General features: G+C 63.6%; 23 protein-coding genes. 4 read left to right on the top strand and 19 right to left on the bottom strand.

Annotated elements, in window-relative coordinates; translation table 11 throughout:
- The first annotated feature begins 112 nt into the window (after nt 1–112).
- The 3 genes from ACTHN9_RS02600 to ACTHN9_RS02590 all read left to right on the top strand — a co-directional run bounded on the left by ACTHN9_RS02600 (nt 113) and on the right by ACTHN9_RS02590 (nt 3,028).
- Complete coding sequence (locus ACTHN9_RS02600; RefSeq protein WP_440535183.1) at nt 113–562, top strand: hypothetical protein; 450 nt, start codon at nt 113–115, stop codon at nt 560–562.
- Nucleotides 563–913: 351 nt separating this feature from the next.
- A complete protein-coding gene (locus ACTHN9_RS02595) occupies nt 914–2,080 on the top strand; it encodes a porin (protein ID WP_440535182.1) in 1,167 nt (388 codons plus the stop codon).
- Nucleotides 2,081–2,275: 195 nt separating this feature from the next.
- Entirely contained in the window at nt 2,276–3,028 is a 753-nt protein-coding gene (locus ACTHN9_RS02590; RefSeq protein WP_440535181.1) for a 2-keto-4-pentenoate hydratase, read from the top strand.
- Nucleotides 3,029–3,044: 16 nt separating this feature from the next.
- Here the strand turns inward: ACTHN9_RS02590 and mdcH are convergent, their stop codons facing one another.
- From mdcH to ACTHN9_RS02550, 8 genes are all read right to left on the bottom strand, one after another.
- Entirely contained in the window at nt 3,045–3,998 is a 954-nt protein-coding gene (gene mdcH, locus ACTHN9_RS02585; protein ID WP_440535265.1) for a malonate decarboxylase subunit epsilon, read from the bottom strand.
- A complete protein-coding gene (locus ACTHN9_RS02580) occupies nt 3,998–4,681 on the bottom strand; it encodes a malonate decarboxylase holo-ACP synthase (RefSeq protein ID WP_440535180.1) in 684 nt (227 codons plus the stop codon). Before ACTHN9_RS02580 ends, mdcH begins: the two co-directional genes overlap by 1 nt.
- Nucleotides 4,682–4,711: 30 nt before the next feature.
- Complete coding sequence (gene mdcE, locus ACTHN9_RS02575; protein WP_440535179.1) at nt 4,712–5,533, bottom strand: biotin-independent malonate decarboxylase subunit gamma; 822 nt, start codon at nt 5,531–5,533, stop codon at nt 4,712–4,714.
- Entirely contained in the window at nt 5,530–6,471 is a 942-nt protein-coding gene (locus tag ACTHN9_RS02570) for a biotin-independent malonate decarboxylase subunit beta (RefSeq protein ID WP_440535178.1), read from the bottom strand. Before ACTHN9_RS02570 ends, mdcE begins: the two co-directional genes overlap by 4 nt.
- A complete protein-coding gene (locus ACTHN9_RS02565; protein ID WP_440535177.1) occupies nt 6,468–6,779 on the bottom strand; it encodes a malonate decarboxylase subunit delta in 312 nt (103 codons plus the stop codon). Before ACTHN9_RS02565 ends, ACTHN9_RS02570 begins: the two co-directional genes overlap by 4 nt.
- Nucleotides 6,767–7,621, bottom strand: coding sequence for a triphosphoribosyl-dephospho-CoA synthase (locus tag ACTHN9_RS02560; protein ID WP_440535264.1), 855 nt, complete (start codon nt 7,619–7,621; stop codon nt 6,767–6,769). The genes ACTHN9_RS02565 and ACTHN9_RS02560 overlap by 13 nt, the downstream gene beginning before the upstream one ends.
- 75 nt (nt 7,622–7,696) lie before the next feature.
- Nucleotides 7,697–9,358 carry a malonate decarboxylase subunit alpha gene (gene mdcA / locus ACTHN9_RS02555; protein WP_440535176.1) on the bottom strand — a complete coding sequence of 554 codons (1,662 nt, stop codon included), beginning with the start codon at nt 9,356–9,358 and terminating at the stop codon, nt 7,697–7,699.
- A 63-nt stretch (nt 9,359–9,421) separates the two neighbouring features.
- Nucleotides 9,422–10,240, bottom strand: coding sequence for a GntR family transcriptional regulator (locus ACTHN9_RS02550; protein ID WP_440535263.1), 819 nt, complete (start codon nt 10,238–10,240; stop codon nt 9,422–9,424).
- A gap of 149 nt (nt 10,241–10,389) precedes the next feature.
- On the opposite strand from ACTHN9_RS02550, the gene ACTHN9_RS02545 reads away from it, so the two are divergent.
- A complete protein-coding gene (locus ACTHN9_RS02545; RefSeq protein WP_440535175.1) occupies nt 10,390–11,688 on the top strand; it encodes an MFS transporter in 1,299 nt (432 codons plus the stop codon).
- Nucleotides 11,689–11,863: 175 nt separating this feature from the next.
- On the opposite strand, the gene ACTHN9_RS02540 is transcribed toward ACTHN9_RS02545, so the two are convergent.
- The 11 genes from ACTHN9_RS02540 to ACTHN9_RS02490 all read right to left on the bottom strand — a co-directional run bounded on the left by ACTHN9_RS02540 (nt 11,864) and on the right by ACTHN9_RS02490 (nt 21,790).
- Nucleotides 11,864–12,436 (bottom strand): glycine zipper 2TM domain-containing protein, encoded by a 573-nt coding sequence (locus ACTHN9_RS02540; RefSeq protein ID WP_440535174.1) that lies wholly within the window; start codon nt 12,434–12,436, stop codon nt 11,864–11,866.
- Between the two features lie 183 nt (nt 12,437–12,619).
- The gene (locus ACTHN9_RS02535; RefSeq protein WP_440535173.1) at nt 12,620–12,934 is read right to left on the bottom strand and encodes a DUF4148 domain-containing protein; all 315 of its coding nucleotides are present in this window, start codon (nt 12,932–12,934) and stop codon (nt 12,620–12,622) included.
- Nucleotides 12,935–13,085: 151 nt separating this feature from the next.
- Entirely contained in the window at nt 13,086–14,627 is a 1,542-nt protein-coding gene (locus tag ACTHN9_RS02530) for an SH3 domain-containing protein (RefSeq protein ID WP_440535172.1), read from the bottom strand.
- 181 nt (nt 14,628–14,808) lie between these two features.
- Nucleotides 14,809–15,717, bottom strand: a complete 909-nt coding sequence (locus ACTHN9_RS02525; RefSeq protein WP_440535171.1) for an ATP adenylyltransferase family protein — start codon at nt 15,715–15,717, stop codon at nt 14,809–14,811.
- An 83-nt stretch (nt 15,718–15,800) separates the two neighbouring features.
- Nucleotides 15,801–16,079 carry a hypothetical protein gene (locus ACTHN9_RS02520; protein WP_440535170.1) on the bottom strand — a complete coding sequence of 93 codons (279 nt, stop codon included), beginning with the start codon at nt 16,077–16,079 and terminating at the stop codon, nt 15,801–15,803.
- A 64-nt stretch (nt 16,080–16,143) separates the two neighbouring features.
- Nucleotides 16,144–17,109: a type II secretion system F family protein gene (locus ACTHN9_RS02515; protein ID WP_440535169.1), complete on the bottom strand. Its 966-nt coding sequence runs from the start codon at nt 17,107–17,109 to the stop codon at nt 16,144–16,146.
- Between the two features lie 41 nt (nt 17,110–17,150).
- Entirely contained in the window at nt 17,151–18,128 is a 978-nt protein-coding gene (locus ACTHN9_RS02510; RefSeq protein ID WP_440535168.1) for a type II secretion system F family protein, read from the bottom strand.
- 49 nt (nt 18,129–18,177) lie between these two features.
- Nucleotides 18,178–19,545 (bottom strand): CpaF family protein, encoded by a 1,368-nt coding sequence (locus ACTHN9_RS02505; RefSeq protein WP_440535167.1) that lies wholly within the window; start codon nt 19,543–19,545, stop codon nt 18,178–18,180.
- 42 nt (nt 19,546–19,587) lie between these two features.
- On the bottom strand, nt 19,588–20,799 hold the full coding sequence (locus ACTHN9_RS02500) for an AAA family ATPase (protein WP_440535166.1): 1,212 nt from the start codon (nt 20,797–20,799) through the stop codon (nt 19,588–19,590).
- A gap of 23 nt (nt 20,800–20,822) precedes the next feature.
- Nucleotides 20,823–21,287 (bottom strand): TadE/TadG family type IV pilus assembly protein, encoded by a 465-nt coding sequence (locus ACTHN9_RS02495; protein ID WP_440535165.1) that lies wholly within the window; start codon nt 21,285–21,287, stop codon nt 20,823–20,825.
- Entirely contained in the window at nt 21,284–21,790 is a 507-nt protein-coding gene (locus ACTHN9_RS02490) for a TadE/TadG family type IV pilus assembly protein (protein WP_440535262.1), read from the bottom strand. Before ACTHN9_RS02490 ends, ACTHN9_RS02495 begins: the two co-directional genes overlap by 4 nt.
- Nucleotides 21,791–21,801: the final 11 nt, after the last annotated feature.

The raw sequence follows: 21,801 nt of genomic DNA, 5'->3' as shown, positions 1-21,801 counted from the left end.
AAACGCGGTAAAGTGCCGGGCTTTCGCCTAGAGTGCATTCGGCACGCTGCGTGCAACGCGCAAAAACCCAAATCGTGACCGGCTCGGCCGTTTCCCGAGCGTAATCGCCATCATGAATCGTTTCGTCCTTGCCCTCACTGTCGTTCTCTCTGCGGCTTCGTCCGTGCCGGCGTTCGCCGCGCCGCTGGACGAGCCGCTGCATTGCGACCGTCCCGCGCGCGATTTCATTGGCGCTTTGGAATCGCAAGGCTTGATCGACCCTCATCCGTCGCACGTCGAATCGAACTCGATCAACGCGTTCGATCCGACGCCTCACGCGGATTTGACGGCGTTCGGGTTTCATGTGTTCGCCATCGTCGGCTATCAGAAAGGCGATCCCCTGTTTCGACAGGGCGACGGCAAGCCGCTCGCCGATTCCGCTTACGGTGCCGTGGTGCTGGGTTCGACCGATAGCGTCAAGACAGCGGTCAGGGCCGGCGGCAGCTCGGCCATCGTCCACCATGTCGCACCGTTCGTCACGGCGATCTTCTGCCAGACTGACTCGGGCAAGCCGGCGGATTAACCGAAGCTTTCATTTTTATTTCGCCTCGACCGATATCCACCCGTGTGGCGGTGAATTCGGTAGTTCATTCTAAGGGTGAACCCTAGGCGACCAGTAGGTTGCGTAACGTTCTTGCCGATGCCTATCGGTAAGGAGAAATCATTGCCGTCCCAGTAGTTGGCAATAAGCAACGACGCAGGCCAAGTGCGCACCGGGCGATGGACTTGCCGATACGGTCGTGCAACCATCGTCTCCATTGCGTTGTCACGACGAACGGTGCGAGGAAGACCGAGTGCGGCCCGAAGCAGATAACTAGAATCGGGCCTGGCAAAGAAAGTCTTTCCAATCCATTCGCCGGCTTGGGAGCATTCAATGAAAAAACATATTTTTTTCCTAGCGGCGTCGACGGCTTTTGCCGCGCCCGCATTCGCGCAGAACAGTGTCACGCTGTACGGTTTGATCGACGAAGGCCTGAACTACACGAACAATGTCCGTGGCGGACACAATTACGAACTCGCGAGCGGGGACGCTCAGGGCAGCCGTTGGGGCTTGAAGGGCGCCGAGGATCTCGGCAACGGCCTGAAAGCCGTCTTCCAATTGGAGAATGGGTTCGACGTCAACTCGGGCCGCTTGGGGCAAGGCTCGCGCATGTTCGGCCGGCAGGCGTTCGTCGGCCTGTCGAGCGACGCCGGCACGGTCACGTTCGGGCGCCAGTACGACGCGGTCGTCGACTACCTCGCGCCGACGACGGCGAACGGCAACTGGGGCGGCTACTTGCTGTCGCATCCGTTCGATAACGACAACACGGATAACTCCTTCCGCGTCAACAATACGATCAAATACGCGAGCCCGAATTACGCCGGCCTGCAGTTCGGCGGGACCTACAGCTTCAGCAACGGCACCGGGTTCTCGAACAACCGGCAATATAGCCTCGGCGGGCAGTACCAGAACGGCGGATTGCTCGTTGCCGCGGCTTACTTGCAGGCGAACAATCCCGGGGTGACAACCGGCGGAGCGATCGCCGCGGACGACGCGAATTTCGTTTCGTCGCGCCTGCGTATTTTCGGCGGCGGCATCAATTACACGTTCGGCCCCGCCACGGCGGGCTTCGTCTATACGAATACGAACATCACCAATCCGACGAGCAATCCCTCGTATCTGACCTCGTTCGATTCGCTTTTACCCACCACCGGGCCGCTCGCCGGCGCGACGTTGAACGCATTGAAGTATCAAAACTTCGAAGTGAACGGCAAATATCAGCTCACGCCCGCGCTCTATATCGGCGCGCAGTACGTCTATACGGTGGAGAACTACGAGACGACGCTGGGTGGCGTGAAGCCGAAGATCCATACGTTCGGGTTGATGGTCGATTACAACCTTTCGAAGCGCACGGACGTCTACATCCAAGGGGCGTTCCAGAAGGTGGCCGGCGACAGTACCGGCTCTTCGCTCGATCATGCCTTCATACCGGGTACGGACGATGGCTCCAGTACGTCGAAGCAAGCGGTGGCGCGCGTCGGTATTCGACATAAGTTCTAAGAAGAATAAGTGGCGGCGCGCTTTTGCGCCGCGTGTTTTGCCTCGACCCATCCGTTGCCTGTGCACGGATGGGTTTTTATTTTCCTCGCTCTCCGGATATCGTCATGGAGAGGTGGCGCGCAACTTGCGTGGCGGCGTATTCTTGGCGGCGATTGGAACGGCAGGACGCGAACGATAAGGAGGCACAGGGACATCATGAGCAATGCACAAGAATTGGCCGCGCGGATCGTGCAAGCGCGCAGCACACGGACGCTGATCGACGCGGGCTCGGTCGAGTCGTGCAAGCCGGCGAGCGCCGACGAAGCGTATGTCGTCCAACAACTCGTGCTCGACAAATTGGGCGGGTGCGCGGGATACAAGATCGGAGCGGGATCGCCGAGCGCGGTGCCGCAATGCGCGCCGCTGCCTTCGACGCGCGTGTTCGGAGCGGCGGCGGGCATTCGCGGGGACGAGTATGCGCGTATCGGTCTAGAACTCGAGATCGCCTTCAGTTTCGCCGAGGACATCGACCATCGGCTGTCCGAGCAGGCGGACGAGGTGATCGATGCGATCGATACGATGTCGGTCGTCGTGGAGGTGGTCGATAGCCGGTTCGATGCTTGGCCGAACGTCGACCCGCTGCTGCAACTGGCCGATTTGCAAAACAACGGCGCGCTCGTGATCGGCGATAGCCTTCCTTACGATCGCGGCTTCGATTTCAGCGCGCCGCATGTCAGTTTTTACTGCGGTAGCCACGAAATTTTCCAAGGCGCGGCACGGCATCCGGCGGGCGATCCGCGACGCTTGATTGCATGGCTCGTGGCGCGCACGCTCGAGACGGGCCATTCGATCCCGGCGCGAACGGTCCTCACGACCGGATCTTATACGCCGCTTTATATGGCGACGGGGCCGGGAGTGGTGCGCGGTATGGTCGAAGGGATCGGGAAGGTCGAGTTCGAGATTCGGTAGAGAGGAGGCGCTCGGGTTACTGGCGTGCCCGCTCCCCAACCCGCCGCGCCACAACCTCGACGAAGCGATCGCCGGCGAACGATGCCGCCGCTAGCGCCGCGACGTCGGGATACGCCGCCCGTGCGATATCGGTCAGCACCTGTCCCGGCGGCGCTTCGACGAGCACCGTCGCGCCACGTTCCACGATCGTCGTCAACGCGTCGAACCACCTCACGGTGTAGCGCATGTTAGTCGCCAGGTCTTCGCGGATATCCTCGCCCCGATGCAGCGCGCGCGCCCGGCGATTGCCGACGTAGCCCTGCTGCGGTGCGCGAAACGATATCGTCGCCGCATAGTCACGGAGCGCATCCGATGCCGCGTTCAATAGTTCGCAGTGCGAAGGAACGCTGACGGCAAGGCGCTTCGCGCGATGCGCGCCCGCGGCGCTCGCCCGCTCGTTGAATTCCTCTAGGGCGGCGTCGGCGCCGGCAACGACGATTTGCCGAGGGGCGTTGACATTGGCGACGTACACGCGCGAGCCCGCGGCTTGCGCTGCCGTGTCGATCGCGGCCTCGATCAATGCCTCGACTTGCGCCTCCGTCAATCCCTCGATAGCCGAGAGGCCGTAGCCGCTCGGGTAGGCTCGCTCCATCAATTCGGCCCGCATCTTCACCATGCGCAGCGCATCCGCGAACGCGACCGATCCGCATCCAACTGCCGCGGCATAGGCGCCAACGGACAAGCCCGCATGCCATTGCGCCTCGATGCCGGCATCGGCAAGACGCCGGTGGATCGCCACGCCGGCTACGACAAGCGATATTTGAACGGCCACACTCGATTTGAGCGCATCGCTGGAATCGAGCGCGCCGACATCGAGCGACAAAGCATCCGAGGCTTCTTCGATCGTCGTGGCGACGACGGGATGCGGCGGCAATCGATGCAAAAAGCCGGCGCTCTGTGTGCCTTGACCCGGGTAGAGTAGCGCGAGCATCAGCGTGCGGCCTCGCACGGCAACGCGTCCGGTGCCCATGGATCCGCTACGAGACTCGGGCCCGATGCGCCGCGCACCATCACGCGCGGCTTGTCTTCGATCCATTCGTTGAGCGCCACCCCGCCGCAAGGGGTGTCGAGTTGCGCATCGATGCGCAGGCCAACCTCGCGCTCGACGCTTTCCAACCGGGCGCGCCACACACGCGCCTGCGCGCGAGACAGCGAGCTGGGCGTGCGAACGAGCAGATCGAGATCGCTGGTTTCCTTGACGATCGGTTGCCCGGTTGCAAGCTCGAAGCCGACGCTGCCGGTGGGTCCCCATACGAGCGAATCGAAACCGCCACATTCGACCATTCGACGAAGTGCCGCGAAGGCGCTAAGCGTTTCCCGCTGTGGGTCGATGCACCGGTGTGCGATGGCTTCCGGCGAATGAACGGACACGATGGCATCCATCGCCACGAAGGCGCCGTGGCGTTCGGATCGCGACGCGCCGCGAAAGCCGACGGCGACGAATCCCGGCGGCGCTTGACCCCGCCGCACCACGGCGAACGGCGCTTGCGCGAACGCGCCGGCCAACCACGGCGGCGGGTTCCCGGCCGGCGGGAGCGCGCGCAGCCGAAGCAGATCGTGTGGGCGGTACGCCGTAGCGCCTCGGAACGTCGCCGGATTCGAAGATGCTTGCATGTCTCTATCTTCGCCTCGCACGCTGCCTGGTTACACGGCGTCCCATTGCAGCGCCATGCGTTGGCGCACGTCGATCGATGCCGCCCGCGTCGCGCGCGCGGTATCCGATTCGAGCCGTCGATCGAGTGCGCGCGACCCGGCCCGCGCCGACGCCACGGCTTCGACGATCGCCGCGCGCACCCGGCCCACCTGTGCGTCGGTCGGCGCATCGGCATCGACGTCTTCGATCAGGCGATCGAGCAACCCTAGCTTGGCGAACCCGCCGGTGAGCGAATACGACATCGGCGTGATCGTGTCGCCGAGCGCATCGAGCGCTTCGACACAACGCCGCGTGACACGGGCCGCCGCTTCCTTGCCCATCGCGTGAACCATCGTGCCCGGCGCGTCGAGCGCGAGGATGCGATCGGCTTGGTAGCCGTGCGCGAGAAATGCGCCCGACATCGCGGGCCCGACGATCAACGCGACGATCGGATGCCCGGCGAGCCGCGCTTGAGCGTAAGCATCGACGGCGGCTGCGCAGGCGAGGTGGATGCCGAGCATTTCTTCTCGATACCCGTACGCTTGACTCTTCACGTCGACGATCGCGACGATAGGGCGCTTGCGGGCGGTGTGCGCATCGGCATTCATCGCATCGCGCACCGCCTGCGCGACGCGCCACCCCTGTTCGAGCCCGACGACGTTCTCTCGGGCGCGAGGAAAGCGATGCTCGGGGGCGGGGACGACGGCGATGAAACGCGCAGGCTCATCGCCTAACGAGGCGTCGGCGTACTGGACGGGCGCGTTCGTGGCCGTCTCGCCCGCGAGGGCGTGCAGCCATCGTTCACCGCGGGAGGAGGGCATCGTGTCGTTCATTCGGACTCCTTCGCGATTGCTTCCGCATGGATCGCCGCAGGTTCGGGGGCGGGCGCTCCGCCGCTGCCGAACAGCGCTCGCATGCCGGCAGGCGAGATCGTTTGGGGATCGACGCGCGCGAGGAGCGCCAGATAGCGGTCGACAGCCTCGGTACGGTGCACGGCCGGCACGCCGGAGGCAAACGCGGCGCGCACGGCGGCGCCGATTTCCTCGGCGTCGTCTTCCACTAGATGGTCGGCCAACCCCGTTGCGACGCGCTGCTCGCCGCCGATCAGTTCCCAGATATAGCGCCGATCGCTAGCATCGAGTTCGTCGATCCCGGCTTCCTGCTCGATGACCTCGGGGCCGTTCATCCCGAGCCGCCCCTGCCGCGTCATGATCAAACGCGTGCACAGTGCCGCGGCGAGCGACATGCCGCCGAAGCACCCGACCATCCCCGCGATGACGCCGACAACGGGCACGTGCCGTCGCAACGCCACGATGGCGGCTTGTATTTCGGCGATGACGGCAAGGCCGAGATTCGCTTCCTGCAGCCGCACGCCCCCGGTTTCGAAAATGACGACGGGCCGCACGATCCGGCCGCGTTCGCAATCCCGGCGCGCCAGTTCGAGCGCCGCGGCGATCTTGCTGCCCGAGACTTCGCCGATGCTTCCGCCTTGAAAGGCCGATTCGATCGCGCAGACGACGGCCGGCTCGCCGTCGATCGACCCGCGCGCGATGACCGCGCCGTCGTCGGCTTGGCAGACGATGCCTTGGAGCGGCAGCCACGGCGAGGTGAGCCGATCGAACGGGCCGAGCAATTCGCGAAACGTGCCGGCATCGAGCAAGCGCCGCGCGCGCTCGCGCGCTGTCAATTCGATGAAGCTCTCCCGTGCGACGAACGCGGGCGTCGCGTGCGAGCCTAGCGGATTCGGATAAGGATTCGTCCCTGCGCTCATGCGCTTTCTCCCGCGCCGCTATCCGAGCGCTCGGCCGCTTCGGCGAGGCGCAACGCGACGACGCCCGGCGTCGCGCCGAAGTCGTTGATTTCGATCGAGGCTGCCCCGTCGTAACGTGTGAAGAAGCGCTCGAGTACGCTTTTCCAAATGTGCGAATAGCCGTCGACGCTCGTCTTGACGACGACGCGCGCTTGCATCGTTTCGCTGGGGACGAGCAACACTTCCAAGTCGCCCGAGCCGACGACGCCCACATGCGCACGCGTCGCGACGGTGCGACGCGCCGGGAAGTCGAACGTCAGATGCTCCATAAGGTTGTTCCTCCATCGGCGCTCGGCGGCGCCAGCCTGTCGATGAAAAGGGTAGCCGCGAGCAGATCGGCGGCGCCGCCTGGGGATGCATTCAACGCCAGCAATCGCGATTCGAGACGCTCGAATGCGGCCTGTCCGCTCGGCGTCGAGATGCCGCCGAGCGACAAGACCTCCCGCGCCCCATGCTTGGCCGCGCTGAGCGCGGGGACGCCGGCGCGATGCAGAAGACAGGTATCGTCGAGCGTCGTCATGATGGCCAGCAGCGCATCGATGCGCGCGGCGTGCTCGGCCATGCCGCGATGTCGTGCGGCGCGCAACGCAGGCAAGCCGACTCGCAGCACGTGCGGGAACCCTTCCTGTGCTTCGCGCCGCGCGCCGCCCACGCCGTAGCGCGCACGCACGCGCGAGCCATGGGTGGCGACGAGCGGGGCGCCGTGATCCGGGAAGCACGCGATTTGCGCGCCGATCGAGCACAGGACATCCGCGACAGGTACCGGAGGTTGGGCAAGTTCGCTCGCGATCGTTGCGCCCGCAACCAATAAGCCGACGATCCAAATGGCGCCGCGATGCGCGTTACTGCCCTGCGTGGCATGCATCATGACCGCTTCGCCGTCGCGTCCGATCGCGGCGAGATCGGCGCGCAATGCGGCCGACGGCCGCTTGCCTTGCGAGGCGCGCGCGAGTGCCGCGAAGGTGGGCTCCAGCGAGTAGGCGGATCGCTCCATCACAGCCAGGCTCAAATCGCGATGCGCCCCGTTGCCGCGCCGATCGACGAGGGCCGGCTTCGGTGTGGCGTGCGCTTCTTCGATCAGTGCGTCGGTGGCGAAGCGGGCAAGCCGCATGGGCAGGTCGCTATAGGGCGGCGCCGCTCCCGGCTCGAAGCAGTGCGTTCGACGAACGGCTCGCGCGGACATGGATCACCAGCTCCGAAAGCGTGCCGGCGGCGTGTAGAGCCCGCCCGACCACGCGACGAGGTCATCGATGCTGCGCGCGGCCAGCAGTGCGCGCTTCGCCTGCGCGCGCCGGATACCGAGGTCTTCGGGATAAGCGACGATACCGCGGCGCCGCAATTCGGCGGTGCGCTCGGGTTTCGCGCGCAATCCGATCGGCGTCACGCCGGCCACGGCCGCGAGCGCTGCGCGCCGCTCTTCGATGCCTTCGGCTTTGTGCAGATAGGCGATGCCTTCCTCGGTCACGACGTGGCTGACATCGTCGCCGTAAATCATGACCGGCGCGATCGGCATGGCGCTCTTGCTACCGAGGGCGATCGCATCGAGTTCGTCGACGAACGTGGGCTCGCCCCCTTTCTTGTACGTCTCGGCGAGTTGAACGACGAGCTTATGACCGCGCGAGACGGGGCCGTCGGCTGCTTTCATCAATTTCAGCCACGCCTCGCTCGCGTGGCGGCGCCCACGCGGATCGTGACCCATGTTCGGCGCGCCGCCGAATCCGGCTAGGCGCCCGCGCGTCACCGTCGACGAATTCGCATCGGCATCGATTTGCAGCGTCGATCCGATGAAAAGATCGACGCCATACTGACCGGCCAGTTGGCACAACACGCGGTTCGACCGCAGGCTGCCGTCGCTGCCGGTGAAGAAGACATCGGGCCGCGCGGCGACATAGGCTTCCATGCCCACTTCGCTGCCGAAGCAATGGACGCTGTCCACCCATCCCGATTCGATCGCGGGAATGAGCGTGGGGTGGGGGTTGAGCGTCCAATTGCGGCAGATCTTCCCTTTCAGGCCGAGTTCGGCGCCGTAGGTGGGCAGGATCAGCTCGATCGCGGCCGTATCGAAGCCGATGCCGTGGTTGAGCGAGGTCACGCCATACGGTTCGTAGATGCCGCGAATGACCATCATCGCCGTGAGCACCTGTAAATCCCCGATATGGCGCGGATCGCGCGTGAACAAAGGTTCGACGGCGAAGGGACGATCGGCCTGGACGACGACGTCGACCCACGAGCCCGGAATGTCGACGCGCGGCAAGGTATCGACGATCTCGTTGACCTGGACGATGACGATGCCGTGTCGGAACGCCGCGGCTTCGGCGATCGTCGGCGTGTCTTCGGTATTCGGGCCGGTGTAGAGATTGCCGTGCCGATCGGCTTGCTGCGCGCAGAGCAGGGCCACGCGCGGCGTCAAGTCGACGAACATGCGCGCGTAGAGTTCGACGTAGGTATAGATCGCGCCGATCTCGAGCAGACCGTCTTCGAGCAGTTGCGCGACGCGCAGGCTCTGCGGCCCTGCGAATGAAAAGTCGACCTTGTGCGCGATGCCGCGTTCGAAGAGCGTCAGATGCTCGGGCCGGCTGATGCTCGAAATCAGCAAATGAACGCCGTTGACGATCTCGGGATCGACCCGCGCCAGCGAGCGCGAGAGGAAATCGGCTTGCTTCTGGTTATTGCCTTCTAGCGCGACGCGATCGCCCGGACGAATCAAGGCTTCGAGTGCATCGACGATACGCTCTCGCGGCAGGATGCCGTCTTCGAGCCAGGGCGACACGGCGGCGAGCCGCCTCGCTTTTTCGTCGCGCAAGGTGGTCCAGCTGCGCTGCACGCTCTGTTCGGTTGCGGAAGTCATCGGGCGAATCGACTCCTATACGTGGGACCGTGGGGCCGTGAGACGGTTGAAGGCCGTGTTGCGCTATCCGTTCGTGCGCCGAGCGCGCGGTTTCGGTGCGAGCATCGATGCCGCTGCGGAGCTCGACGCCGACGCCTTGCCGCGTTTGCGCGAGGCGGTGCCGGGCTCCGGCGCCTGTTCGCTGAGCAAACGGTGAAGGAGCTCGCCGGTACCGAGCAAGTGATCGGCAATGAGTTTCTGCGCGGCGGCGACATCCTTGCGACGGACGATCCGCATCAATTGGCCGTGCTCCTGATCCGATACGCGCTTGTGTTCGGGCAGGCCGAATTTGACGCGCAGATAGCGTTCGCCGCGCCGGTGCAGCACCTCGATCATTTCGATCAATTGCGGGCGGCCGGCGGGCGCATAAAGGCTCATGTGAAACGCCTCGTTGCGCGACACATAGCGCGCCGGGTCGCGTTCGCGTTCCGCCGCCTCGAACAGCGATTGCGCCTCGCGCAACGATTCCTCGGTGTGATTCGGAATCGCGAGCGTGATGGCCAGGCCTTCCAGCGCGGCGCGGATTTCATAGATTTCCCGTGCTTCGTCGGCCGAGAGCGGCGCGACGGTGGCGCCCTTGTGCACCTCGACCTTCGTCCACCCTTCGCTTTCGAGTTGCCGCAGCGCCTCGCGCACTGGAATCGCGCTGACCGAAAAATGCCGTGCCACGGCGTCCTGGCGAAGCGGTGCGCCCGGCGGCAAACGGCCGTCGACGATCGCTGCGCGCAGCGCGTCCGCCACCATGCGCGAGGCGCTCGTGCGCGGCGCGACAGCGACCGCCGCAAGCGGCAAGCCCGGCTCGGAGGCGGGTTCTAAGGGAAAACGATTCGTTGCGTCGTCGATCATCATGGTCGATATTATATACAAAATATTCGATCTAAAAATCGGGCAAACCCGAGGCTCAACAGGGTCCGAGGCGGGCGCGGCCATTCGCATGCGTCCCCCCAGTCGTCAGACATCCGTAGTCCTAACCGCTTCACCGGAGGAGTCACATGAGTTCTATGACAGACAGCGCGCGTGCCGCGCGACGACGTACGCCGCTCAATCGCTCGCAGATAGCCGGGTTCTGGGGGGCGTGGGCGGGATGGACGCTCGATGGGATGGATTCGTTCATTTATGCGCTGGTGCTCACGCCGGCATTGACGGAGCTGTTGCCGCACTCGGGGTTTGCCGCGACGCCCGCCAATGTCGGCTTAGCGGGATCGATCTTGTTCGCGCTGTTTTTGGTCGGCTGGGGGCTCTCGTTCATTTGGGGGCCGTTGGCCGATCGGTTCGGTCGAACGAAAGTATTGGCGGGCACGATCTTTATGTTTGCGATCTTCACGGGTCTTTCCGCCACCGCTCACTCGGTCTACCAACTGGGCATCTATCGTTTCCTGGCTGGCGTCGGTATCGGCGGCGAATGGGCATTGGCCGGCACCTACGTGGCGGAGTCGTGGCCCGAGGACAGGCGAAAAATGGGTGCCGGGTATTTGCAGACGGGTTATTACGCCGGGTTCTTCCTGGCGGCCGCTTTGAACTACACGGTGGGTGTGCACTTCGGATGGCGGGCGATGTTCCTGACGGGGGCGGTGCCCGTCGTCGTCGCGATTCTCGTGCTGTTGCGCGTGAAGGAGCCCGACACGTGGAAGCGGGCCGAGGCGCGCGCCGTGCAGACGAAACCATTGGCCGAGATCTTCGGGCCCGGTTACCGTCGCCGTACCTGGGTGGCCTGCGTGCTGCTGACGATCGCCATCGTTGGGCTATGGGCCGGTGCCGTTTATGAACCGTCTGCCGTCATTCAACTCGCGCTGAAGTCGGGCATGGATAAGGCGGGGGCAATCAAAACGGCTTCATTGGCGACCGGTCTGCTCTCCATCGGAACGATCCTCGGCTGCTTGGCGCTGCCGCCGCTCGCCGAGCGGATCGGACGTAAGAAGACGCTCGCCGTCTATTTCGCGGGCATGGCCGTTTCGATCCTCGGCAGCTTCGGCTGGGCGTTTTATCTGCCGAATGGATTGGCGCCGTTCATCGCCTGGCTGTTCGCACTCGGATTTTTCGGGGGCAATTTCGCGCTGTTCAGCCTCTGGCTGCCGGAGCAGTTCGAGACGCGCGTTCGTGCGACGGCCTTTGCATTTTGCACGTCATTCGGCCGGTTTATCGGTGCGGGCGTGAACTTTCTGCTGGGTGCAGCCGTGCTTCAGACGCATACGCTGGGCTTGCCGGTTGCGTTGACGGCAGTGGTGTTCGTGCTCGGCCTGTTCGTGATTCCGTTCGCGCCGGAAACGCGCGGAGAGGTGTTGCCGCAGTAGGTCGGTCTCGTCGTGGCTGCGTCGGCGCGACCAGGACTGCGCGTTGCCGATCGCCCCAATGAAGGCTGCTTCGTTGGGGCGATTGTCGTGTACCTAGGTATTCGTACTGAAGGCACTTGCGGGCCGGCCGACTTCTAACTTTTCGGCGCCGCTTTAGCGCCGCTTCAGTCGCGCTTTAGTATCGCGAGATCTGATTGCCGTCGATGCGCACGCGGTCGCCCGGCCGCAAATCGCCTGGCGTTTGCATGTCGAACGCGCGCATGGTGCCGTCGCTCAGTTGGACATCGACGCGGTAGCCGGAGGGCTGCCCCATGTTTTGTCCGATCTGATTGCCGGCCACGGCGCCGCCGAGCGCGCCGATGACGGTGGCCGCGTCGCGTCCATGTCCGCGGCCGATCTGGTTGCCGAGCACGCCGCCCACCACCGCGCCGACGACGGTGCCCGCCACGCCCGAAGGGCTCGTGGCGCCGCCGATCGGGCGGATGCCTGCGATCGTGCCGTATTGCTCGCCATAGCCGCCGGGTTGTTGACCGTAGGCGGGCTCGGGCTGCGGCTCATAGGCCGGTTGCGGCGGCGGGGCGTAGGCCGGTTGTGCGTAAGTGGGTTGCGAGTAAGCGGGCTGAGCGTATTGCGGTTGCGCGCCATACGTTCCGTACGGCCCCGGCGCGACGCAGCCGGTGAGCGTCGACGCGGACAACGCGACGAGCGGAACGAGGAGAAGGGTGCGGGTTAGCGTGGGGCGTTTCATGGTGTTTCGCGTATCGATTTAGGGGCTCGCAACGCGCGATGAAGCATTGCGGGTCGGAGTATAAGGAAAGCCTAATCGGCTGTACGCGAGGGCGGGGTAACAGTATGTAAAGTCTGTTGCCGCACGGGAATATGCCTTCGGCCCCGCTCCAGGGCCGGCGTGTCATCGCTTCTTTCTAACGAGTCAATTCGATTGGGTGGGCCGGCACTCCGTCTGGTACCAGTAGTCGACTAGGCGCTGCGCTGCCTGCAGATCGTCCGGGTAGTAGGGATCGTCGAACAACGGCGACGGATCGTACCCGGCTTCCCTGAGCGCGGCGATTTCGCTCGCGTTGCGCTCGCGGGTGAGCGGCTCGTGGTGTCGAAGCGCGGTGAGATCGCTGCATTGGGTTGGCGTGAGATGCGCGCGCGGGCCCGGCTGGACGCTGCTCATGACGCAGCCGGTGAGGGAGAGCGCGAGTACGCACGACAATGATGGAAGCTTGAGTATTGATTTCATGTAGTTCGTCCTGTCGGATGCGCGTCCGATCGGGCGCGTGGCGACGCGAAAAATCGTTTTTCAGCGATAAGCATGCCATGATTTTAGGGGCGATTCGCGCGCAACGGTGGGCCCCTCATTGCAGGCGCGCGATCCGTAAGCCGCCCACCGCTCAACTCGCCGGATTCTCCTCGCTAGCCGGCGGCGTCGCGCCGCTCGGCACGCCGAGCACGCTGATCTGAAAGGTGTGCGTGGCCGCAAGCGAATGGAGCCTCGGGTCTTCGGGAATCTTCAGCAGCAGCGGAAAAATCACCGAGCCGCCGATCACCGACCGGCGGCTGTTGTGATCCGCCGAGAGCCCCCAAATGTCCTGATAGACGAGCGGCACGGTGCGCCCGTCGCGCGTCGTGCTACCCAGATAGAGCATGACGTGGCCGCCGATATAAATCAGCGTCCGCATCGGCTTGCCGTGCTCGATCAAATAATCGAGCCGTTGTTCGGGCGTTTGCGACGTTAAGTCGGTCATCTCGCCGGCCGTCATCTGCGCCGACGAATGGCGCGGCAACCAAACGCCGAACGCCGCGAAGATGCTCTGCAATTCGGAAGAGCAGTCGTTGTAGAAATTCATGTTGCCCCAGCCGTAGGGGCGGCCGATCAGCGCTTTGATCAGCATGGCCAAATGATGCGGCGTCGCGGCGATCGGGGCGGGGGCAATGGCCGTATCGGGCAATTGTGCTTGCCGGATGACCGCGCGGCCGTCGATCTCGCGAGCGGGGACCAGGACGGCAAATTCGCGTGCGCTGGCTGCCGGCGTTCCCGGATAGGGCGTGATCGGCAACATGGTCCCCGCCGTCGCATTGAATCGAAACGTGCCGCGCGCATCGCTCACCGGCGTCGACGCGGCAATCACCACGCCCCAGCCATCATCGGGGCGACCGGCCCAGGTGGAAACGAACGCATCGTCGACGAACCCCACCCCGCTCGCCTGTACCCAGCCTTGCACGTCGGGCGTCTGCACGTAGTCCCACGCACCGTCGATGCTATGACCCAGCACATAGAGCGGCGTACCGGGGCGGATCGACGAAATTTGCAGGTTGTCGAAGGGATAGCCCTGACCCGCGAGCCGGTGCGAATAGAACGAGGGATCCATCGTCGGCAATTCGCGCACGAGCAGCGCATCGGTCGCAATGGCTCGCGCGTTTGGCACGTAGTGGGGCGCTTTGGCGAACTGCTGCACGTTCATGTTGCGCTCGATGTCGTCGATCCAGGCTTCCGTGTGCGGGCGGAAGTTCTGTCCATATCCGATCGTGCGCGGCGACTTGCCTTCATTGTCGTAGCTGCCGATGCGCCGCAACTGCAGATCGACGATGTCGGCGCCGCCCTGACCGTATAGGCGATTCGCGATGAAGGCCGGATTCCACGGCGACGCGTTGTGCTCGCCGGTGCCGAAATAGCGCGCCAGATAGGCGCGCCAATGCGCGTGCTGCTCCGCTGGGCTCAAAAATGGGGTGTCGTAAGTGGCGCTCGCCGGGTCGATCCAATGGTCGACGTTTTGGTCGTAGTCGGCCATGGGAAACAAGCCGACCGGATCGACGTAAGCGTGTTGCGGGGCCGGCGGGGTTGCGGCGCAGGCGGCGAGGGCCAACGCGAGGGAGGCAAACGCGACGCGAACGAACCATAGAGGCTGCTTCTTCGAGGCGGCAAGGACTGACATCGAGTGGATCGTCGTTCGAGAGATAACGGGTAACCCCATTATGATAAAGCTTGTCGCAAACGGCCTTCGCTGGCGCAAAGCCGGCCAAAGGCCAATTTCGCCCGCCGCACCACATTGTGATAAGAAACTCGCGAATCGCGTAAGGGGAAACCGATTCGGCAAACGAGCGACCGTCTCGCCGCTAGGCGATATCGACGCGCGGCAGTCCGACGCGGCGCAAGAGCGCCATCGGCCCGATATGCCGCAACGTTTCGAGTTGCTGCGCGTCGCGCACGAACAGCGAGCCTGCAAAGCCCAACGAATTGACGGCGATGCCGTCCGCCTTCTCGGCGCTGCGCGGCACGAGCAGCATCCATCCTGGCGTCACGAGCAAGTTGTAGGGCGCGCACTGGTGCGCACGGCCGCCGACATCGACCGCCGATAGCCCCACCGCATCGAGCAAGAGGCGATAACGCTGCAGGGCCTGCGTCGCCGCTTGCGCCAAGGGTACAGGCGTTAGCCGGGCGAACGCGTGGCGAAACGGCAGCCCCGGCAACGTCCCGACCGAACCTTCGAAGGTTGCGGCTTCGATCAGCGGGTCGATCGGCAGCGCTTGCCCAGCGTCGCCTAGCGGCAGCGGCACGATTTGCAAATGCTTATGCGGTTGACTCGCTCCCGCCTCGCGTCCGCCATTGTAAAAGCCGAGCCCGTCGAACGCCGACAGGCAAGCGAACCAGGCCGTGAAATCGTCCAGATCGAGCAGCGCTTGCTGCGGTTCGAATGCGCGCGTCACGATCAGCAAGTGATGATCGATGACGTTGAACTTGTTGAGCAGCGCGAAATGCGTCGCCGAAAGATCGGCGACAAACAGGTCTGGGTCGTGCGGGAGGAAGGGATCGACGAACGGCTGCGGCGACGATGGCGGCGCGCTCGGTTTGCGAAGCAAACTCGTGACTTGCCGGACGACGAAGCGCACGCCGCTGTCGGCGAGCGTCGCTTGTACCGTTTCGATGGGACGCAGGGCGCCGCATTCGAGCGCGCGGGCCGTTTGCGCGACGATGGCGGGCCAGAGCGTGCCGGCTATACCAGGCTTTAGGGGGCGAGTGGACATGGGCGATGTCGATGGCATGACCGCCGCTTGCGGGGCCGGCGGCGCGACACGGTGCGCTCGATGGGCGATGGGCCGGGCCGGCCTTACTCGCCGAACAGGCTGCGGATGTCTTTCGTATCGTCGGCGTCGGACAGGTTGTATTCGGCCCGCACGGCCGTGAGCACCTCGTCGACGAATCGCTCGTACCCCACCGCATTGCCGAAATGCTTCATCGTCCAATTGCAGCCGCTTGCGTCGGGCGCTTGTTTTTGGGGACGCGGCACCCGAATCTTCGCGCCGTCTTCCACGATCTCGTGAATACGATGAAGACGGCGGCTCACTTCGTCCTGCAACTGCGAAGCGTTGCGCGTTTTACGGATCATGTCGTGCTCCTCGTTCAAGGTTGCACGACAGTCTACGACACGCGCCGCTTCCTTGGGAGCGCGCTTATATGCCTGTGCCGTTCATGATCGGCAACAGCACCCGGTAGACCTGAATGATTGCCGGCCCCAGCAACACCACGAACATCGCCGGAAAGATGCAGAAACACAGCGGCAGCAGCAATTTCAAAGCGATCTTCGCTGCCTGCTCCTCGGCGCGCATTTGGCGGCGCGTGCGCAACGTGTCGGAAAGCACACGCAACGAATCGCCGATACTCGTGCCGAATCGTTCGGCCTGAATGAGCATCGTGCAGAACGATTCGATATCTTCCACGCCGGTGCGTAAAGCGAGGTTACGCAGCGCTTGTTCCTTGGAGAAGCCCGAGCGCAATTCGAGCAGCATCAATTGAAGCTCGCTCGCCACAATCGGGCTGCGCAGCTCGATCTCGTCGGCTACCTTCAACATGGCGGCGTCTAGCCCCAAGCCGGCCTCGACGCAAACGGTCAGCAGATCGATCGCATCGGGAAAATCCTCGAAGATGGCGAGCTTGCGGGCGGCCACGCGGCGCTTGAGCACCCAGTTCGGCAGGTAGTAGCCGAATGCCCCGAGCAAAAGCAGGGCGCCGATCAGCTGGACTGGGGTAGTCGATAACGTGCTGGTGGCCAGCCAGGGCAACGCGATCAGCGGCAGCGTCAGCGCCAGTGCGGTCTTGGCCGCAAAATAGACAGCGGCTGCGTGAGGCGATCGCCAGCCGGCATTCATCAGTTGCAGCCGCAATGCCGACTTTTCCCAGTTCTCTTTGGGAATCGATAGCTTCGCAATAGGCCCCGAAATGGTCGCGATCTTCTCGAGCCATGCCGAGCCCGGCGATTGCGCGTCGGAAGGCAGCGTCGTTTGCGGCCCGCCGGCCTGTTGGATGCGCTTGCGCATGTCGCGTGGCGCGAAGAAGATCATCGCGCCGAATGCGCCGGCGAACACGATGACGAAAAGGCCAATCAGCAAAACGAAGTTCGTCGTATTGGGCGAATCCATGACACCCCCTTATAACAGCGTCGCGGCGAGTGCTCGCGCACTCACACACGGATCTTGATAATCTTGCGCATCCACATCACGCCCGACACCATCATGACCGCCATGGCGGCGAGCATTTTTTGGCCGATCGGATCCTGCCAAAGCACGGGGAGAAATTGCGGGTTGAACATCATGACGGCCCCGCCGGTCACGAACGGAAGCAGCGCAAGCACCCAGGCGGACAATTTGCCTTCCGCCGCCAGGACGCGCACCTTGTCGAACAGCTTGAACCGCTCGCGGATCAGCAAACCGATACCGTCGAGCACCTCCGCCAGATTGCCGCCCGTTTCGCGCTGAATCAGCACGGCGATGACGAAATATCGCAAATCGCGGATCGGCACCCGATTGGCCAGATTGAGCAACGCCTCGTTCAAGGGCACGCCGTAATTGATTTCATCGAAGGTGATCCGAAATTCGCCGCCCATCGGTTCCGCGAATTCCGCACTCACCATGCCGATGGCGCTGGCAAACGAGTGCCCAGCACGCAGCGCGCGGCTCAGCGTATCCGCGACGTCGGGTAGCTGCTTTTCGAGCTTGTGCATCCGCTTGTTGCGAAGCCGAACGACGCGTAGGTAGGGAAGGGCGCCCGCCAGCAGCGCGGCAACAGGGGCCGCTGCCTCGGGCACAGGCAAAAAGCTCATGAGCGCGAAGGCGCCGACCGCCATGATCAAGCCCGCGATGCCCAATTTCGACACGGTCGTGCGCGCCCCGGATTGCTGAAGCAAAAGGTCGAGCGACCTCGCCCGCGGCATCTGCATCATCAGATTGTCGAAGAAGCTGGCGTCCTTCAACAGGTCGTCTTTCAGGATCGACAAACGCTCCTTGTTCACATGGCCGCCCGCGGACAATGCACGGATCCGAGAGTCGATACGCTTGGCCGCGACGCCATGACGGCTGTTCCACCAGATGTAGATGGCCTCGAACGCTAGCACGACGGCGACGAACATCAAGACGATAAAGGCATAGAAGATCGAATCCATGCGAGTCTCCTGGGTTCCGATAGATAAGAGCGCGGGCCTGGCCGTCTCGCTACGTGGTTTCGAATCGCCGCGCGGGATCGTAGAGGTGATCGGGAAGGCTGATCCCGAACGCTTGCAATCGCTCGACGAATTTCGGCCGCACGCCGGTCGCGGAAAAATAACCGCGTACGTTCCCGTTCGAATCGACCCCCGTGCGCTTGAAGGCGAAAATCTCCTGCATATTGATGACTTCGCCCTCCATCCCAGTCAGTTCCTGGATGCTGACAATCTTGCGCCGGCCGTCATTGAGCCGCGTCGCCTGTATGACGACGTGAATCGCCGATGCGATCTGCTGACGCATCGTCTTCGGCGGCAGCGACATGCCGGCCATGTTGATCATGTTTTCCAGCCGCGTGAGCGCGTCGCGCGGGGTATTTGCATGGATCGTCGCGAGCGACCCTTCATGGCCCGTATTCATGGCCGCGAGCATGTCGAGCGCTTCCGCACCGCGCACTTCGCCGAGGATGATCCGGTCCGGGCGCATCCGCAGCGCGTTGCGCACGAGGGTGCGTTGCGTGATCTCGCCGCGGCCCTCGATATTGGGCGGGCGCGTTTCGAGCCTCGCCACGTGCGGCTGGCGAAGCTGAAGTTCCGCCGCGTCCTCGATCGTGATGATGCGCTCGTCTGTCGGAATGAAGCCCGACAAGATATTGAGCAGCGTCGTCTTGCCGCTGCCGGTGCCGCCCGATATCAGAATGTTGACCTTGGCCCGCGCCAGCGCGTCGAGCAGATCGGCCATGGGCGGGGTCAGCGTCTGCAGCTCGATGAGATCCTTCACCTGCAGCGGATTGACCGCGAAGCGCCGGATCGATACAAGCGGCCCATCCACGGCCGAGGGCGGGATAATGGCATTGACGCGCGATCCATCCGGCAGCCGCGCATCGACCATCGGGCTCGATTCGTCGATACGCCGCCCGACGCGCGATACGATCTTCTCGATCACTTTCATCAGGTGCGCGTCGTCGTAAAACGTGACGTCGGTCAGTTCGAGGCGTCCTTTGCGTTCGACGTACGTTTGTTGAAACGTATTGACGAGAATGTCGGAAATGCTTGGGTCGCGCAGCAGTGTTTCCAGCGGACCGAATCCGAACATTTCGTCGTAGACGTCGACGACGAGTTGCTTGCGCTCGAAATCGTTGGCCGGCGCCCGTTCCTCTTCGAGGATCCGCATGATCAGTGCGGTGAGTTCCTGGCGAACGAGATCGGGCGATAGGCGCGAGATGCGTTCGAGTTCGACGCGCTCGAGCACCAGCGCATGGACCTCGCGCTTGAGCTTCTGATAGGCGCCGCGGGCCATGCCGTTGTGCGAGCTTCCTACTGCGTTGCGTTCATTGAGCGGCTGCACGAGTTGACTGGAAATTTGCTCACGTAGCGACATGGTGTTCTCCCCGATCCGTATGCGTTTCTGTATCTGTATCCGTTACATGGACGTCTTGAGCTTAGGGGCGGCCAGGCGGCTGAAGAAACCCGAGCGCCGTGCCTCGGTTTCCTTGTGCCCTTGCGTAGAGGCCGTCGCTCCCTTGGCGATCTCTTCCGCGAATTGCTGCAAGCCGCGCGCGATGCCGCTCTTGCGGTTGACTTCGAAGACGGGCAGGCCGTGATTCACCGCCTCGGTCACCACTTCGTTGTCTTCGGGCAGCACGAGATGAGGCGACATATCGAGGACCTCTTGGATCGCCGCCTTTTCGCGTTCCGCGTGGCGCGTATATCGGTTCAGCAGCAGGCGCAGATTCGGATGCGGATAGCCGAGCGACGTCAGAATTTCCTGGAGACGGCGGCCGGCGCGGGCGTACAGCATGCCGGGCTGCAACACCACATGGATTTCGTCGCTGCGGTCGAGCGCAACGATCGAAAGCTGATTGATGGACTGCCCGAGATCGAAGATGACGAAGTCGTAGCGAGGCGCGGCGACGCCGAGCATCCATTCGAGTCGGTCGCTTTGGACTTCGGCCGCCTTGATGGGATCGCCCGCGCCGGCCAGGAGATGAAACGTGTCGCTTACATGCATGAGGCTCGCGTCGAGGAACGCCGAATCCATGCGCTCGATATTTCCGCACACTTGCGGCAGCGTGGAAGGGGCGTTTTCGCTCGAGAGAAGAAACGATGCATCGCCGTACAGTTGATTGAGATCGACGAGCAGGACGCGTTTCTTTTGAAACGCGGAGAGCGCATGCGCCACGTTGCAGGCGATGAAGGTCGTACCCACGCCGCCCTTGCACGACATAAAGGACAAGACGCGCGTGACATGGCCGCCCTGCAGTACGCGGTTTTCTTCGACGCGATGCAGTGCTTCGCACAGCGCGTGTTTCTCGAGCGGCCAGCGCAAAATATCGCGCACGCCCGCGCGCATCGCTTCGATCAGCGTCTGCTGCGATGTGTCGGGCGTCAGCAAGATGCAGGTCAGCCGCGTGAGACGCTGGCATAGATTCGCGATGACGGGTAATTGCGCCTCCTGTAGCGTGGCCGCATCGACGATCAGCACGTCGAATGACTCCAGGCTGTCTCCGCGCTCAGCCAACTGCGCGGGCGTGCCCACGATGCGCGTCGTCCTATAGCTGCCGCATTCGCCGATGTGGCGTGCGATCTGGGCAAGCCGCGAGGCGTCGCTTGAAATGCTGAGGATATCGATCATGATTTTCTGCCCGAGCTATCGAATTATTGACATACGGTGCCGCCCGTCGACGACGCGAGACTTTCGCGCGGCAACGTGGTCGTAAGCGGCGGCATGGTGAGCGTGACCGGAACGAACGGGATCATCGTCTTGACGCTCACGTTGGTGACGCTGACGGTCACGAAGGTGCAAGTACTGCGCGCCGTGGCCGGATCGGAATCGCATCCCGACGGGGTGTAGGCGAGCGCCACGTTCGACGAGGCGAGCAAAGGCAGCAACCCGGTGATCCTAGATTTGATGACCGATGCATCGGCATCGCAGACAGCGGCGGTGCGCGCACCGAGTCGCACGGCTTCGCTTGCGGTATTCCAGTAAAAGAGCACGCGACCGAACTCGAGGATGCCGACCAGCAGGGTGCAAAACAGTGCGGCAACAATCGCAAATTCGACCATGGCCGCGCCGCGCTGTTTGCGCTGCCGGCAGGCGAAAGAGTGGGTGCGCGGCTTCATGATGCTTGCCTCATCACGGTGAAGATGTTGCCGAAGACGAGCCCCTGCAGATTGAAGAACGTCTCGATCGGCGTGTACGGATAACCTTTGATCTTCACTTCGACGAGGTTGACGCTGCCCGTCGGCGATCCGTTGGACGCGCCGTTATTCGTGTCGTAGGTCGCGACACCCGAGAATTGCGGCGGGTCGGAGGCATCGGTGCAACCGGCGGTATGCGACGCGTCGCAGACAACGACCATCGATGTCGTCAACCCGTTGACGAGCGGCGTTGCCGTGCTGCTCGGGCAGGTTGCGTTGCCGTAGACAGCGAGACATTGGGCGCTAGCGATCGGGTAGGCGGGATCCGTCGGCAGGTACGCCGATAGAAAACGCGTTGCATCGCGTGTCGCCTTGGTCAGCGCTTCGTACTGGTAGATTGCGTGGCCGAATTCGGCCACGCCCAAGGCGAGCAACAGGAGCGGGACGACGACGATGGCGAATTCCACCATCGCTGCGCCGCGCATGCGTTTAGGGG

The sequence above is a fragment of the Trinickia sp. genome (assembly GCF_051953405.1).
Taxonomy (GTDB): domain Bacteria; phylum Pseudomonadota; class Gammaproteobacteria; order Burkholderiales; family Burkholderiaceae; genus Trinickia.
This window is presented reverse-complemented; position numbering and strand designations above follow the sequence as displayed.

Coding starts and splice junctions, on each gene's coding strand:
- ACTHN9_RS02560 (WP_440535264.1), bottom strand. CDS start 7,621: ATGCGGCTTGCCCGCTTCGCCACCGACGCACTGATCGAAGAAGCGCAC.
- ACTHN9_RS02545 (WP_440535175.1), top strand. CDS start 10,390: ATGAGTTCTATGACAGACAGCGCGCGTGCCGCGCGACGACGTACGCCG.
- ACTHN9_RS02595 (WP_440535182.1), top strand. CDS start 914: ATGAAAAAACATATTTTTTTCCTAGCGGCGTCGACGGCTTTTGCCGCG.
- ACTHN9_RS02565 (WP_440535177.1), bottom strand. CDS start 6,779: ATGGAGCATCTGACGTTCGACTTCCCGGCGCGTCGCACCGTCGCGACG.
- ACTHN9_RS02490 (WP_440535262.1), bottom strand. CDS start 21,790: ATGCGCGGCGCAGCGATGGTGGAATTCGCCATCGTCGTCGTCCCGCTC.
- mdcA (WP_440535176.1), bottom strand. CDS start 9,358: ATGACTTCCGCAACCGAACAGAGCGTGCAGCGCAGCTGGACCACCTTG.
- mdcE (WP_440535179.1), bottom strand. CDS start 5,533: ATGAACGACACGATGCCCTCCTCCCGCGGTGAACGATGGCTGCACGCC.
- ACTHN9_RS02535 (WP_440535173.1), bottom strand. CDS start 12,934: ATGAAATCAATACTCAAGCTTCCATCATTGTCGTGCGTACTCGCGCTC.
- ACTHN9_RS02500 (WP_440535166.1), bottom strand. CDS start 20,799: ATGATCGATATCCTCAGCATTTCAAGCGACGCCTCGCGGCTTGCCCAG.
- ACTHN9_RS02590 (WP_440535181.1), top strand. CDS start 2,276: ATGAGCAATGCACAAGAATTGGCCGCGCGGATCGTGCAAGCGCGCAGC.
- ACTHN9_RS02570 (WP_440535178.1), bottom strand. CDS start 6,471: ATGAGCGCAGGGACGAATCCTTATCCGAATCCGCTAGGCTCGCACGCG.
- ACTHN9_RS02495 (WP_440535165.1), bottom strand. CDS start 21,287: ATGAAGCCGCGCACCCACTCTTTCGCCTGCCGGCAGCGCAAACAGCGC.
- ACTHN9_RS02505 (WP_440535167.1), bottom strand. CDS start 19,545: ATGTCGCTACGTGAGCAAATTTCCAGTCAACTCGTGCAGCCGCTCAAT.
- ACTHN9_RS02525 (WP_440535171.1), bottom strand. CDS start 15,717: ATGTCCACTCGCCCCCTAAAGCCTGGTATAGCCGGCACGCTCTGGCCC.
- mdcH (WP_440535265.1), bottom strand. CDS start 3,998: ATGCTCGCGCTACTCTACCCGGGTCAAGGCACACAGAGCGCCGGCTTT.
- ACTHN9_RS02580 (WP_440535180.1), bottom strand. CDS start 4,681: ATGCAAGCATCTTCGAATCCGGCGACGTTCCGAGGCGCTACGGCGTAC.
- ACTHN9_RS02515 (WP_440535169.1), bottom strand. CDS start 17,109: ATGGATTCGCCCAATACGACGAACTTCGTTTTGCTGATTGGCCTTTTC.
- ACTHN9_RS02600 (WP_440535183.1), top strand. CDS start 113: ATGAATCGTTTCGTCCTTGCCCTCACTGTCGTTCTCTCTGCGGCTTCG.
- ACTHN9_RS02530 (WP_440535172.1), bottom strand. CDS start 14,627: ATGTCAGTCCTTGCCGCCTCGAAGAAGCAGCCTCTATGGTTCGTTCGC.
- ACTHN9_RS02520 (WP_440535170.1), bottom strand. CDS start 16,079: ATGATCCGTAAAACGCGCAACGCTTCGCAGTTGCAGGACGAAGTGAGC.
- ACTHN9_RS02510 (WP_440535168.1), bottom strand. CDS start 18,128: ATGGATTCGATCTTCTATGCCTTTATCGTCTTGATGTTCGTCGCCGTC.
- ACTHN9_RS02540 (WP_440535174.1), bottom strand. CDS start 12,436: ATGAAACGCCCCACGCTAACCCGCACCCTTCTCCTCGTTCCGCTCGTC.